A 13,171-nucleotide genomic window follows, 5' to 3' on the forward strand; every position below is an offset into this window, starting at 1 on the left:
GGTCAGTCACGCTACCGAAACCAGGCGGCTAGTAAAACCGTCACCCCGCAAGCGCTCGTAGGCGACCACGACGTCACCGGGAATTTCTTGCTCGATCATAAAACCCTGGCGCGGGTAGACCATCAACCGCTGCTGGGCCCCCACAAGCATGTCAATAACGAGTCCCGCGTCCCCGATCGAGTCCACGTATTCGGGGAGGGTCATGGGGGTAGACGCGCTGACCCATTCGACGTCAGGCCATAGCTTCCGGGCCGTCGCGTACGCCCGCCGTTCCTCGTAAGGCTTGCTGACGAGTAGCGCTGAGGACACGGGAACGTGCTGTTCTTCGAGCAAAGCCCGCGAGAAGCGGATGTTCTCGCCCGTGTTCCTGGCGTTCGGCTCGACGAGGATGACGCTCGCGGGAACCCCCAGCTCCACTGCCCGGTCCCGATAGTGCTCGGCTTCGCCACGGGGCATCCGGTCGCGGGTAGTCCGGCTGGTCGCTCCGGTGAAGAGGATGACCGGCGCCATGCCCCGGTGGAAGAGATCTGCGGTGGCGTCGGCCACCCCGAGGTCATGGCTGCCAAGTCCGACGGCCACCGAGCATGGGCGCGGCTCATGACCCATCTGCTGGAAGTCCCAGAGCCGCTGAGCGTCCGCCCACGCTTGAGCCGAGATCACTTGCTCACGCCCTCCGTTGCTGCAGAGTCGGGGACCTTGAAGTCATACGACCACGCGAAGCGCGACGCCGCGTGGACTCCGACGGCGAACTCTACGACCGTCCCGTCCGCTGTGTACGTGGTGCGATGCAGTTCGACCACCCACTCACCCGGCGAGAGCTGGAGTAGCTGAGCCTCTTCGGTAGTGGGCACGCGCGCGAACAGTTCCTCGCGCATGTGGTCGATCTCGTACCCGGCGTCATAGAGGACACGAAAGCCGCCGCCACGGCCAGCCGGGCCCGGGGTCGGGTCGACGATGCGCGTACCTTCCACGTGCTCGGGGCGGTAGTAGCTGGTCAAGGTGTGGGTGGGCTGGGCGCCCTCCTTCACGAGCCGGGCGCGCGCGTACACGTCCGCACCCTCGGGGAGCCCGTGAGCTTCGGCCACGGCCGCCGGCGCTTTCACCCGGCTCACGCTCTGGGTCTGCTCGTTCCGGCTGTATGCGCGGCCGGACGCCACGCGGTCAGCGATGAACGCGACTTCGTCGCCGTCCCGCCACTTCGCCTTGTCGTACCGGGCGATGCCGAGCCGTTTGAGTGGGGACTTCGGGCGTACAACGGTGCCGTGGCCGCGAGTCATGGTCACCAAGCCCTCGGCTTCGAGCGTCTTGTAAGCCCTGTGAACAGTCTCCTTTGCCCCCTCGCCCGCTTCCACTAGCTCCCGGATCTGCGGAAGTTGCTGGCCAGGCTCGTAGTCGCCGTTCCTAATCTGCTCGCCGAAGCGGTCGGCCAGTTCCCGCCACTTCGGTGCTTTGGGTGCCACGCAGAACTCCTCTCGACACATCCAGTGAAGCACACAGTCCTAGGACTGTTGACAGTCCTAGGACTGCAATGCATTCTCTTCTCAGGTCGCTCGCAGTCCTAGGACAGCGAGTCGGAGGGGTCTTCTTTGGGCTGTCTCCATGGCTTGTCGGTTCGGGATCGCTCGTGCAGGTGGGGCCCTGAGCTGGTCGTTCGTTGAGAACTCAACAGGGTGTCTAGATCGACGGGGTGTGAGTCCCCGTCCCCGTGGCGACCGGGTGACGTTCGCCAGCGGCCACTTCCCCGCGTGTCAGCTCTGGAGAACGTTCCTCGGGATCATCCCTTCCTAACGGGAGGTCAGCCCTGGGGGCGCCACCTGCTACGCGCCGCCCTGCTGGCGTCAGAGCAGTGACGATGACGCACCCGATTCCCCCGGCTCGGGGCCGGTCCGCCGTCGCAAGCGGCATACCGGCGAAAGCCGTGTCCCTGCGTTCTGCGGGAGGTCGGTGTGAACCGACGACATATCCAGCGCCGCCGGTACGGACCGGCCGACGGCGCCACGCGGTAGTTCGGTCCGCTCTGGTTCACGGCGCTTCGAGCGCCGTGGCCGGCTGCCTCTCCCGCCCGTCCGACCGCGCTTGGCGTGCTGGTCGTACGGGCGGGGGTGCGGGGAGCCGGATGTTCCGACTTCGAACGGCGCGCGGCCCCGGTGCTGGAACACCGGGGCCGCTGTTCGGGCCGTTCAACCCTGTGAGAGGAACCACGACCCATGAAGCACATCGGTGCTGTTCAGGCGTCTGTTACCCGCGACGAGTTCGATGGTGGCCCGACGGCCGCCGAGCTGGACGCGATCGAGGCTGAGATGCCGCTGATCGTGGCGGAAGTCGAGTTGCTGGACGTGCAGATCAGCTTGCTGGACCAGCCGGTCACCGCGCTGGACGGTCGCCGTCTGCGGCGGGCCCGGCGCAAGGTGCTCGCCGTCCGCCGCGACCTGACCAACAAGGCCGTGGCCGGAACGGCGGTGGCCGCGTGAGCGAGACCCTGGCCCTGGACGACCTGGTCGTGCCGCTGCGCGCGCTGCGCCTGGTGGTGGCGGACTTCGGGTACCTGCCGGCCCCGCACGCGAGCGTCTCGCCCATCTTCCCCGACCGGTTGGAACTGTCCTTCCACTCCGGTCTGCCCGACTTCGAGGCGTGGCGCGAGGCGTTGGGCATCGCGCCCGAGGACGTCAGGTACCACGTGCAGAGCAACGGACGGACCCGCGTTCTGCACGCCGTCGCCACCTACGGGCGCCGAACTGGAACTCGTCGGCTACGGCGACGTCAACGCCCCCGTTCTCGTGGAAGCGGGTGCGGCATGAGTGCGGCGGCTCGCGTCGACGCCGCGTTGACGGGCGTCGAATCCGCGTCGACGGCCGCCGCCGTGGACCGCGCGATCACCGCGCTCGCGGCCGTTCTCACGGTGGTGCTGACGGCGGTGGCGTTCTGGCTCTCCTACGAGCATCTGCAGGAGGTGGCCGCCGCGCACGGCATGGCCGACGCCGTCGCCCGCTCGTGGGCGTGGCCGGCGACGGTGGATCTGTTCATCGTGATCGGCGAACTGCTGATCCTGCGTGCCTCGCTCGCCCACAAGGTCGACTGGTGGGCGATCGGCCTGGTCACCGCAGGGGACGGTGCCTCGATCGCGTTGAACGTGGCCGGGGTCGGCGAGAACGCCAACGCCCTCGACTACGTCGTCGCCGCCGTCCCGCCGGTGGCCGCGCTGCTCGCGTTCGGCGCCCTGATGCGGCAGGTGCACGCCTACCTCGCCCGCAAGGCGTCGACGGCCGTCACCACCCCACCGCCCGGCGTCAACGCTCCTTCGACGCCCGTCAACGTCACCGTCGACCGGCCGCCGGCCGACCCCGCCGCGCGGGAACTCCCGGAGCCGGACGCGTGGGCGGAGTCGCCCGCTCTGCCGGTGGCCGTCGAGGCCGCGTCGACGCCCGTCGCGGACGACCCGGTTGGCGTCGACACGCGGTCGACGGCCGTCGACCTGTGCATGCCGGTGATCTACCCCAACCGGGTCGATCAGGTGGTGCGGGCCCTGTACGGGACCGACTTCACCCACCCGAACACCGCCCGCATGACCCAGGCCATGAGCGCGCTCGGACTCGGAGCGTCGGAGTCGACCGCCCGCACCGCGCGGGGGCGGGTCAAGGCGCGTGAGCCGTACCTCGCCGACTTCCCCACCGCGATCGCCGGCTGAGGGGGACGCGGTCATGTCGCTCGGCTTCACCAAGTGCTTCGACCCGACCGGCGCCCGCCACGGCATCCCCACCTACCCGTGGAAGTGCGCCCCCGACGGCTACGCCACCCGCCGCCAACTGCGGGCCCAGGGCTTACGGCCCGGTGGCCAGCCGGTCACGGTGCAGGTGCTGCGCCCGCGCTACCGGCGCGGCCCGCTGGTCGCCTACCTCTACCGCATCGACGCCGCCAAGCCCGTGCGGCCGATGACGCCGGCGAAGTGGGCGGCGCTCGGCAAGGCCAACACGGCCCGCCGCACCTGCCCGCAGTGCCGCCGGGATGCCGGCTACGTCATCCCCGCCTCGCTCGGCATGTGCGTTCCCTGTGCCTTCCCCGACGACGAACAGCGCGCCGCCTGAAAGACTCTTCGACCTGGGAGTTTCCGCTGTGTCCAGCCGTACCCGTACCCCCGCCGTGAAGACCGGCGCCGGTGCCCACACCGTCCGCCTCCCGCGTCAGCGCGGGCGGCGCTCCGCTCAGCCGTTCGTGATCGTCGTGCCCGAACGCCCCTCCCTGACCCGCGAAGCGCTCGGCTTCGTCGGCCGGATGCTGTGGCGCTTCCGCGTCGGTCTCACCCCGACCGGGTTCGCCGTGCTGGCATTCGTCGTGACCGCGCTGCTGCACCTGACCGCCTGGTGGTCCGGTCTCGTCCTCGCCCCCGCCGCGCTCGCTCCGACGCTGTGGGTGCTGGTCATGCAGCGCCGCCGCCCGGCGCGCGGCGCCACGCTGGGCTGGCGTATCGGCCTGACCGTGCTCGCCACGCTCGCGGCCGTTTGGCTGGCGCTGGCCGCCGGGTTCGGCCCGCTCGCCGGGTCGCTGCCGCTGCTGTGGCTGCTGCTCTGGATCACGGTTCAGACCGCCTGGTTCTTCGTCCGCCCGTCCCGCTGACCCGAGGAGAGATCGTCTGATGGCGCAGAACACCAACGGCCGGCGTCCGCGCGGGCCCGTGAACGACCCCAAGACCGGCAAGTTCGCCAACGCCGGCGCCGCCGCCGGCGGATTCGTCGGCGCGCTTGGCGGCTCGCTCGTCCCGCCGATCAACGTCACCGTGAACAACCAGCGTGGCGCCGCTGCGAACGGCCGGCGTCCGCACGCCGAAGCGCTGCTGCCCTCCCCGGAATTCACCTCCCCGGCGCAGGTGCGGCACTACTGCAACACCCTGCGCGCGGCGGCCGTGACGCTCTCGATCGAGGTGGCCATGGGCGCCGAGATCCTCAAAGGCGTGCTCGCCGCCGTCCCGGACCCGGAAGGGCGTGCGTTCGGCTCGCGTGTTCGGGCGGCGAAGGTGGCCCGGAAGCTGAACCGGGCCGCCGACGACCTTCGGGACGCGGCGAAGAACGCCGCCGCCTGCTACTCGGCGTTCCAGCAGGAGTACGAGGAGGAGATCAACCGCGTGCGTCACCGCGCCCGCAAGCCGCAGCAACCGCCCATGAACTGGGCCCAGCAGTAGAGGAGGTTGACCCATGGCAAGGAACAGCAACAGCCGCGTGCGGCACACCGACTTTTCCGGCAACGGTCTCATCGCCGACTACAGCGGCCCCGGTCTCCTGCCCGGCGAATCCCACCGCGGCGGCGGGGGCGTGGGTACCTACCTGCTGCACCGGGCGATGCCGCACCTGCCCCCGTGGGTGGCCACCGCCGGTATCGGCATCGCCGGCGGGCTCGGCAGCCTCCAGTGGGAGCAGAGCGCGGGGGCCGGGGTCGGTCTGACCCTCGCCTCTGTGCTGCTGACCGGGGCGACGTGGTGGATGGGCAAGAGCACCACTCAGCAACGACGCCTGCACTCCGCCGTCACCGTGGCCGCCGGGTCGGCGTGGCTGACGGCCGCGTGCCTGGCCGGGCCGACCGCCGGCCCGCTGGACGACATGTACTTGATCGGCGGGCCGGTGCTGGCCCTGTCGTGGAACATCCGCATGATCCTTCGCCGCAACGACGACCCCACCGCGCAGAGCGGTGACAAGGGGCTGTTGGAGAAGGTGGGGCTGGCGCGGGCGCAGATCGGGAACGTCACGGTCGAGCCGAACCGGGTCACCGCCCCCATCGCGCTGGAGCCCGGCGAGCAGACCAACGAGGACGTCTCCAAGGCCCTGTCCCGGCTCGCGTCCGCACTGGATCTCCCGGTCTCCGCGCTGCGCTACACCCCCAACCCCGACTCCGCCCGACGCGGCGAACTCGTCATCGTCCCCGAGGACATGCTCGCGGAGTTCGTGGAATGGGAGGGCCCCTCGAACCTGGGCTGCTCGATCGCCGATCCGCTGGTGATCGGCCGCTACGACGACGGCTCCCCGCTGCTGCTGTGGCTGCCGGGTGACCCGAAGGCAAAGCGGAATTCCACCCACGTCCTCGTGGCCGGCGGCACCGGTTCCGGCAAGGGCGATGCGGCGCTGAACCTTCAGACGGAGATCCTGTCCCGCCGTGATGTGCTGCTGTGGCTCAGCGATCCGAAGATGTTCCAGGACTTCCGCCCCCTGCTGCCCGGTATCGACTGGGCAGCGGAGGGCGGAACACCCACCGAGGTCATGGTCGAAGCGGTCAAGGCCGTCATCCCCGCGCGTACGCGGTGGCTGGGTGAGCACGGCTACCGGCAGTGGGAGCCGGAGTCGTTCGAGACGCAGACCGACCCCGCGCACTCCTGCCGCGCGGACGGCCGGGCTTGCGGGTGTGAGGGGATGCCGTTCCTGGTCGCGTGGATGGAGGAGGCGGCCAGCACCCTGCGGGACATGGGAGACGACGCGTTCACCGGGATCGCTCAGGAGGCCCGGTCCGCCGGCGTCTCGCTGATCGTCTCTCTTCAGCGGCCGTCGTACGACCAGATGTCCACCAGCACGCGGGCGTCGCTGCCGTCGGTGGTCGCGCTCGGCTGTGACCCGCGTGACGAGGGGTTCAGCCTGCCCGAGGCGGTCATCGACGCGGGCGCGCATCCGGGTGCGTGGGGCAACCGGCGGCCCGGTTACTGCTACGTCGTCTCCCCCGGCATCGACGAGACGCGCTACCCCTCGCCGGGCCGGACACGGGCGTTCACCCACCGCTCGGTCTCCGGCATGGAAGTCCTCGCCGCGTGGGCGCAGCGCAACGGCGCCACCGCCGACCCGATTACCGCGGGGGCCGCGTCCGGTGTCGCCGGGCGGGCCTACACCGGCCGCCCCGACGACGACACCGCATCAGCCGACCGACGGGCCGCCGTGGAGGACGACGACGTGGACGAGACCGGATACGGGCCGCTGGTCGACCCCGAGGACGCCGACATCGACCCCGAAGCCGAACTCCCCGAGTCCGAGGACGGCGACGACGCCCCGATCTTCGGGCAGGAGACGGGCCGCAAGCCCAAGGGTGAGGAAGCGCAGCGGCTGTTCGCGCAGGCGCTGGAGGAGTTCGAGAGCGAGGGCCGCATGGTCGTCGGTCCGAAGGACTTCACCGACTGGTGCGACCGCAACAACCTCTCCCGTTCCTGGGTGTCCAAGCGGCTCAAGGCCGCCGCGCTGGAGGGCCGGTTGCAGGCGACGAACACCACCGGCCGGTGGCGGATCGTCCCCGCCCTCACGGCCGCCTGACACCCGTCACACGTGACGGGCCCGTCACACCCAAACCCCTAGGCGAACACGGGTGTGACGCGCCATCACAGCGGCCCGTCACACCGCATCACACCTGCCCGTCACACCCACCCAGGGCCCGCGTCACACCCCGCGACGCGGGCCCGGCCCATGCCCGAAAGGGGGCCCTTATGGCCCACCCCGAACGGCCCACGGCCGTCGAACTCCACCACCCCCAACCGATCACCACCCACCAGCCGGCGCCCCTGCTGCTGGTACAGCCAGGCACCCTCCCGGCGGTCGCGTCCGTCGTCCTCCCGGACGGGCGGGTCGTCACCGGCTACGCCGTCGACCACGCCCGCCCGGAGCCGGTGGCCGCCAAGCCGGCCGTCTCGCGGGCGGCGGTGAACGTCGCGCTCGGGGGGATCGGATTCGCCGCCGTCTGCGGCGGGCTGCTGATGCTCACCACGTTCATCGCCGCCCTGACCGCGTTCGTGACCCAGCTCATCACTCTCGCTGCCGTGATCTTCGGCGGCTGGATCGCCGTGCAGGTGTTCAGCGCGGGCGGCGGCAAGGGCGGGACCACGGTCAACATCCGCAAGGCCGTGATCAAGCGCAACAAGTTCTACGGCTGACAAGGGAGATCAACACCCGTGATGCGACTGCGTATCCAGCGCACTTTCGCCGCTCTCGCGACGGCTCTCGTCAACCGCTGCCCCTACTGCCTCAGCACCGACGGCCACCACGTGCAGTGCCCCTACTTCTAGCTACGCCAAGGGCGGCCCCCCACTCACGCCAATGAAGCGGGGCCGCCCTTGTCCAACCCGTCCTCAACAGACCTGTCGGAGGTCTCCAGCATGACCCAATCCACCCTGATCCGGCGAGTGCACGGCCGACGGCCGCGTCTGCTGGATCTGTTCTGCAAGCAGGGCGGCGCCGGCAAGGGCTACGGCGACGCCGGGTTCAACGTGACCGGCGTCGACACCGAGCCCCAGCCCCGCTACCCCCACAAGTTCGTGCAGGCGGACGCGCTCGCGTTCGTCCGCGAACACGGCGCTGATTTCGACTTCATCCACGCCTCCCCGCCGTGCCAGTTCTACAGCGACACCCAGCGGCTGACCGGCAACGCCCACCCCGCCCTGATCGCCCCCACCCGCGCCGCGCTGGAAGCCACCGGGCGGCCGTACGTGATCGAGAACGTCCGGGGCGCCGTCCCGCACCTGATCGCCCCGGCGCTGCTGTGCGGGAGCATGTTCGCCCTGGAGACCTACCGCCACCGCTACTTCGAAACCGGCCGGTGGACGCTCACCGCGCCACAGCACCCGCAGCACGCAGCGCCGGTCGCGAAGATGGGCCGACCGATCCCGCCGGGCCACTTCGGGCAGTTCGTCGGCAACTTCTCCGGCGTCGACCACGCCCGCCGCGTCATGGGCGTGGACTGGATGAACCGCGACGGCATCCGCGAATGCATCCCGCCTGCCTACACCCAGTGGATCGGTACAGCCGCCCTCGCGCAGCTCGCCTCCGCGCTGGGGGTGGCCGCGTGAACGCCGCACTGCTGAACGCCGCACTGACGGCCGCTGAGCGCGGCTGGCCCGTCATCCCCCTGCACCCGGGTACGAAGCGGGCCGCCGGGCACCCCGAACGCTCCTGCCTCACCACCGGCCGGTGCGCCGGCGGACACGTGACACCGGAGCAGCGCGCCACCACCGACCCCGACCTGATCCGCACCGCGTGGACGGCCCGCCCGTACAACGTGGGCATCGCCACCGGCCCCGCCGGGCTGATCGTGGTCGACCTCGACCCGCTCAAGCCCGAGGAGCCGATCGGAGCGCCTGACGGCGCCACTTCCTTGCAGGCGCTCTGCGAGCGCGCCGGACAGGCCCTGCCCGCCACCTACCGGGTGCGGACCGCGCGGGGAGGGGAGCACCTGTACTTCGCCGCCCCCGCCGGCATGCGGTTGAAGTGCAGCGTGGACCGTCTCGGCAGGCACATCGACACCCGCGGATGGGGCGGCTACGTCGTCGCCCCCGGCAGCACCACCCCCGACGGCCCGTACGAACTCGTCGACCCCGCCCCCGTGGCCGAACTGCCCGCATGGCTGGCCGCGCTGCTCACCGAACCCACCACATCCGCCCCCGCCCCACGCATCGTCGCCGTACGGGACGGCACCCGCGCCGCGCGGGTCGCCCTCGACCGCGAGTGTGACGTGGTGCGGGCCGTGAAGGAGGGCGGGCCCACCGGCCGGAACGTCACCCTGCACCGCAGCGCCTGCAAGGTCGCGCGGTTCGTCGCGTGGGGCCACATCCCCCGGCACGTGGTGGAAGAAGCAATCCAGGCGGCGGGGGAGTCGACGGGACTGTCGCCGGCCGAGTGCCGCACGACCGTCCGCAGCGCCATGGACTGGATCATCGCCCACGCCACCCCGCGGCGGGAGGCCGGATGAGCCCCCGCCGCTCCCCCCACCTGGACTGCCTCACCTCCACGCCGACGGGTCCGCGCGCCGCCGACTCTGCCGCGCCGCAGACGGCTGTGGGCGAGCCGAAAGGCGCCGCCCGCAAGGGCGTCCCCACTGCCCTTCGTCCGAAGCCGCAGACGGACGCCGTTCCGCCCCCGGACCCGGACGACCCGACCCCGGAGCGGCCCGGTATCCGCATCTACGCCCCGCCGGTCTACCGCCACCACTACGACGGCTTCCGCTGGTCCAAACAACCCGCCACCACGCCCACCGCCGCCTACGCCTGCGCGTGCGGCAAGACCGACACCGCCCGCGGCCTACAGGCCGTCGCCGCGCTGGTCGACGACTACAACTCCCACCGCTCCCACTGCCCCCGCCGTAACCAGCAGGAAGGGAGGGCCGCCGCATGACCGAAGCGACCCCCACCACCCCCGCCATCGACGGGGCCACGCTGCTCAACGACGTCGAAGCCTTCCACCGCCGCTTCAACGTCTTCCCCACCGAAGCCGCCTACGTCGCCGTCACGCTGTGGGACGCCCACGCGCACCTGCTGGACGCGTTCGACTCCACCCCCCGCCTCGCCTTCCTGTCCCCCGAACCGGGGTCGGGGAAGTCCCGAGCGCTGGAAGTCGTCGAAACGCTCGTGCCGCGCTCAATGGCCGCCGTCGACGCGTCCGCCGCCGCTCTCTTCCGGTCCGTGTCCGGAGTCGACGGGGGTCGGCCCACGATCCTCTTCGACGAGATCGACACCGTGTTCGGGCCGAAGGCGGGGGAGAACGAACAGCTCCGGGGGTTCATCAACGCCGGCCACACGCGTGGTCGCGACATGTACCGGTGCGTGGGAGACGGCGCCAACCAGCAGGTTCAGGGCTTCCCCTCGTTCTGCGCGCTCGCTGTCGCCGGGCTCGGCAACCTCCCCGACACGATCATGACCCGCTCCGTCATCATCCGTATGCGCCGCCGGGCCCGCAACGAGACCGTGGAACAGTTCCGTATCCGCATTCACGTCCGCGAGGGCAACCAACTCCGGGACCGGCTCGCGAAGTGGGCCGAGACCGTGAAAGAGCAGGTCACGGACGTTTTCCCCGAGATGCCCGACGGGGTGACCGACCGGCCGGCGGACGTGTGGGAACCCCTCCTGGCGATCGCCGATGCGGCCGGCGGGGACTGGCCGCAACGCGCCCGGGAAGCCTGCCTGATCCTGGTCAAGGCATCGCAGACCAACGACAAGGGCAGTATCGGCATCCGCCTGCTCACGGATCTACGTGACCACGTGATGACCGGCATCGACCGCCTTCCCACGGTGGCGATCCTCGACCGGCTCAACGCCCTCGACGACGCCCCGTGGGCCGATCTGTACGGCAAGCCGCTCGACAACCGGCGGCTCTCCCGGATGCTCTCCGAGTACGTCACCGCCGACGGCGACCCCATCGCGCCCCGCAACATCAAGACCGGCGGGAGCGTGCTCAAGGGCTACTACGCCGCCGATCTCCACGACGCGTGGCAGCGCTACTGCCCCCCGTCCCCCGAGAATCCGCTACCTCCGCTACCGGGCACCGAAAACCCGGTCTGACCAGCAGCGTTGGGGTAGCGGCAAAGGCTCCGCCAGCCGCTACCCCAACGCTACCCATCCGCTACCGCTACCCCTATCCGCTACCTCAGACAGGCCCCTGACCTGCGAGGTAGCGGAGGTAGCGGAAGTAGCGGCCCTCAGAGAAGGGGCCGAAGGGCCCCATCGTCTCCGGCCAGGAAGGCAGCCCCGATGAGCACCGCGCTCCCGCCCTCCGACCAGTTGCTCTACACCCCCAAGGAGGCCGCCGTCGTCCTCCGCTTCGGCCGCTCGACCGTCTACGAGCTGATGGCCGAAGGGGTCCTGAAGTACGTCAAGCAGGGCCGCTCCCGCCGCATCCGTCGCCGCGACCTGGAGGCGTACGTGGACAACCTCGAACCCGGCACCCCCTGACCCACGCCCCACCCAAGGCGCCCCCGGACACCACGTCCGGGGGCGCCTTCCGTATGGAGGAACACGTTGAGCCCCCGCAAAGCGAACATGGAATCGACCATCTACGAGGGCAGCGACGGATGGTGGCACGGCCGCGTCACCATGGGCGTCAAGGACAACGGCCAGCCCGACCGTCGCCACCGTCGCGCCAAGACGGAGACCGAGGTCAAGCGCAAGGTCCGGGAGTTGGAAGACCTCCGCGACAAGGGCCGCGCGCCCAAGGCCGGCCGCAAACCCACCGTGGCCCAGTGGATGTCGACGTACCTCACCGACATCGCGAGCCTGAAACTCAAGCCCCGCTCCCTCGACGACTACTGGTCGAAGACCCGCAACGACATCATTCCCGGAGTCGGCGGGCACCGGCTCGACAAGCTCCAGCCCGAACACCTTGAGCGGATGTACCGCCGGATGCTCGACGAGGGGCACGCTGAGTCCCACGTTCTCAAGGTCCACCGCATCCTCTCCCGCGCCCTGAAAATCGCCCACCGCCGCCGGATCATCGCCGAGAACGTCGCCACCCTCGTCGACCCGCCCACCGTCGACGAGACCGAAGCGAACCCGTTCACGATCGAAGAGGCGAAAGCCTTCCTCCGGGCCGCCGTCAAACGGCCCACATTCATGCGATGGGTCGTCGGCGTCGGCATGGGTTTCCGGCAGGGCGAGGCCCTGGGATTCCGGTGGAAGTACGTCGATCTCGACAACGAGCTGTTCCATCCCCAGTGGCAGCTCCAGCGGCTCACGTGGCGCCACGGCTGCAAGGACGCCCACGCGTGCGGCGAGCGACTGCACCGCTTCGCCCCCTGCCCGCCCGACTGCGCGACGCACAAGAACTACAAGCGCGGGTGCCCTCTGCCGTGCCCGAAGAACTGCACAAAGCACGCGAGCACCTGCCCCGACCGTAAGGACGGGGGTCTCGTCTTCACTCGCCCCAAGACGAAGAAGAGTCGGAATTCCGTCCCCATCCCGCCCCCATTCATCCCCTACCTGATCGAGCACCGGGCCCAGCAGGCACAGGCCCGAGCCGCAGCGGGTGACGAGTGGCAGGAACACGGCGCGCTATTCACGCGCCCGGACGGCCGGCCGATTGACCCGCGCGACGACTGGGAGGAATTCAAGGAACTGCTCGAAGAGGCGGGAATCGACGACCGTCGCCAGCACGACGGCAGTCGCCACACCGCCGGCACGATCCTGAACGAGCTGGGCGTGGACCTCCCCACGATCATGGAGATCCTTCGGCACTCCCAGATCGGCCAGACCCGCCGCTACGTCAAGGGCAGATCCCACCTCGCCAAGGCTGCCATGGTCCGCATGGGAGACACCTTCATGCCCAGCCCGGAACCCGCCCCGAAACTGGCGTCTGAGACCACAACTGAGACCGCCGACAGCCGAGCGGCCCGCGCCCGACGTCGCCGCCGCGTCCGCTGAATGCAAAACCCCAGGCCAGAGAAACTCTGGCCT

The 13,171-nt window shown here is 70.3% G+C and carries 15 protein-coding genes; 13 read left to right on the plus strand and 2 right to left on the minus strand.

The annotated features are described in order from the left end of the window. Positions 1-6 precede the first annotated feature (6 nt). Both GWK25_RS39950 and GWK25_RS39955 read right to left on the minus strand, forming a co-directional pair. Positions 7-660: a YdcF family protein gene (locus GWK25_RS39950; RefSeq protein ID WP_215456379.1), complete on the minus strand. Its 654-nt coding sequence runs from the start codon at positions 658-660 to the stop codon at positions 7-9. Further along, positions 657-1,460 carry a GntR family transcriptional regulator gene (locus GWK25_RS39955; protein ID WP_374200675.1) on the minus strand — a complete coding sequence of 268 codons (804 nt, stop codon included), beginning with the start codon at positions 1,458-1,460 and terminating at the stop codon, positions 657-659. Before GWK25_RS39955 ends, GWK25_RS39950 begins: the two co-directional genes overlap by 4 nt. Before the next feature lie 747 nt (positions 1,461-2,207). Between GWK25_RS39955 and GWK25_RS39960 the strand changes: the two genes are divergently transcribed. From GWK25_RS39960 to GWK25_RS40025, 13 genes are all read left to right on the plus strand, one after another. Then, positions 2,208-2,471 (plus strand): DUF6284 family protein, encoded by a 264-nt coding sequence (locus GWK25_RS39960; protein WP_215456381.1) that lies wholly within the window; start codon positions 2,208-2,210, stop codon positions 2,469-2,471. Further along, positions 2,468-3,685, plus strand: a complete 1,218-nt coding sequence (locus tag GWK25_RS39970) for a DUF2637 domain-containing protein (protein WP_374200676.1) — start codon at positions 2,468-2,470, stop codon at positions 3,683-3,685. Before GWK25_RS39960 ends, GWK25_RS39970 begins: the two co-directional genes overlap by 4 nt. Before the next feature lie 13 nt (positions 3,686-3,698). Continuing rightward, positions 3,699-4,082: an RRQRL motif-containing zinc-binding protein gene (locus tag GWK25_RS39975; RefSeq protein WP_215456383.1), complete on the plus strand. Its 384-nt coding sequence runs from the start codon at positions 3,699-3,701 to the stop codon at positions 4,080-4,082. Between the two features lie 28 nt (positions 4,083-4,110). Further along, positions 4,111-4,611, plus strand: a complete 501-nt coding sequence (locus GWK25_RS39980; RefSeq protein WP_215456384.1) for a hypothetical protein — start codon at positions 4,111-4,113, stop codon at positions 4,609-4,611. A gap of 19 nt (positions 4,612-4,630) precedes the next feature. Continuing rightward, on the plus strand, positions 4,631-5,173 hold the full coding sequence (traA, locus tag GWK25_RS39985) for a plasmid transfer protein TraA (protein ID WP_215456385.1): 543 nt from the start codon (positions 4,631-4,633) through the stop codon (positions 5,171-5,173). A gap of 13 nt (positions 5,174-5,186) precedes the next feature. Continuing rightward, the gene (gene traB, locus GWK25_RS39990) at positions 5,187-7,274 is read left to right on the plus strand and encodes a plasmid transfer protein TraB (RefSeq protein ID WP_215456386.1); all 2,088 of its coding nucleotides are present in this window, start codon (positions 5,187-5,189) and stop codon (positions 7,272-7,274) included. Between the two features lie 170 nt (positions 7,275-7,444). Beyond that, on the plus strand, positions 7,445-7,888 hold the full coding sequence (locus GWK25_RS39995) for a hypothetical protein (protein WP_215456387.1): 444 nt from the start codon (positions 7,445-7,447) through the stop codon (positions 7,886-7,888). 222 nt (positions 7,889-8,110) lie between these two features. After that, a complete protein-coding gene (locus GWK25_RS40000) occupies positions 8,111-8,800 on the plus strand; it encodes an SAM-dependent methyltransferase (protein WP_215456388.1) in 690 nt (229 codons plus the stop codon). Next, positions 8,797-9,699, plus strand: coding sequence for a bifunctional DNA primase/polymerase (locus GWK25_RS40005; RefSeq protein WP_308404439.1), 903 nt, complete (start codon positions 8,797-8,799; stop codon positions 9,697-9,699). The genes GWK25_RS40000 and GWK25_RS40005 overlap by 4 nt, the downstream gene beginning before the upstream one ends. Beyond that, positions 9,696-10,121, plus strand: coding sequence for a hypothetical protein (locus GWK25_RS40010; RefSeq protein WP_251829245.1), 426 nt, complete (start codon positions 9,696-9,698; stop codon positions 10,119-10,121). Before GWK25_RS40005 ends, GWK25_RS40010 begins: the two co-directional genes overlap by 4 nt. Then, positions 10,118-11,284 carry a DUF3631 domain-containing protein gene (locus tag GWK25_RS40015; protein ID WP_215456390.1) on the plus strand — a complete coding sequence of 389 codons (1,167 nt, stop codon included), beginning with the start codon at positions 10,118-10,120 and terminating at the stop codon, positions 11,282-11,284. Before GWK25_RS40010 ends, GWK25_RS40015 begins: the two co-directional genes overlap by 4 nt. Before the next feature lie 189 nt (positions 11,285-11,473). Continuing rightward, a complete protein-coding gene (locus GWK25_RS40020) occupies positions 11,474-11,674 on the plus strand; it encodes a helix-turn-helix domain-containing protein (protein ID WP_046707639.1) in 201 nt (66 codons plus the stop codon). A gap of 66 nt (positions 11,675-11,740) precedes the next feature. Continuing rightward, entirely contained in the window at positions 11,741-13,138 is a 1,398-nt protein-coding gene (locus tag GWK25_RS40025; RefSeq protein ID WP_215456391.1) for a site-specific integrase, read from the plus strand. Positions 13,139-13,171: the final 33 nt, after the last annotated feature.

This window comes from Streptomyces sp. ATCC 21386, assembly GCF_018728545.1.
Lineage (GTDB): Bacteria > Actinomycetota > Actinomycetes > Streptomycetales > Streptomycetaceae > Streptomyces.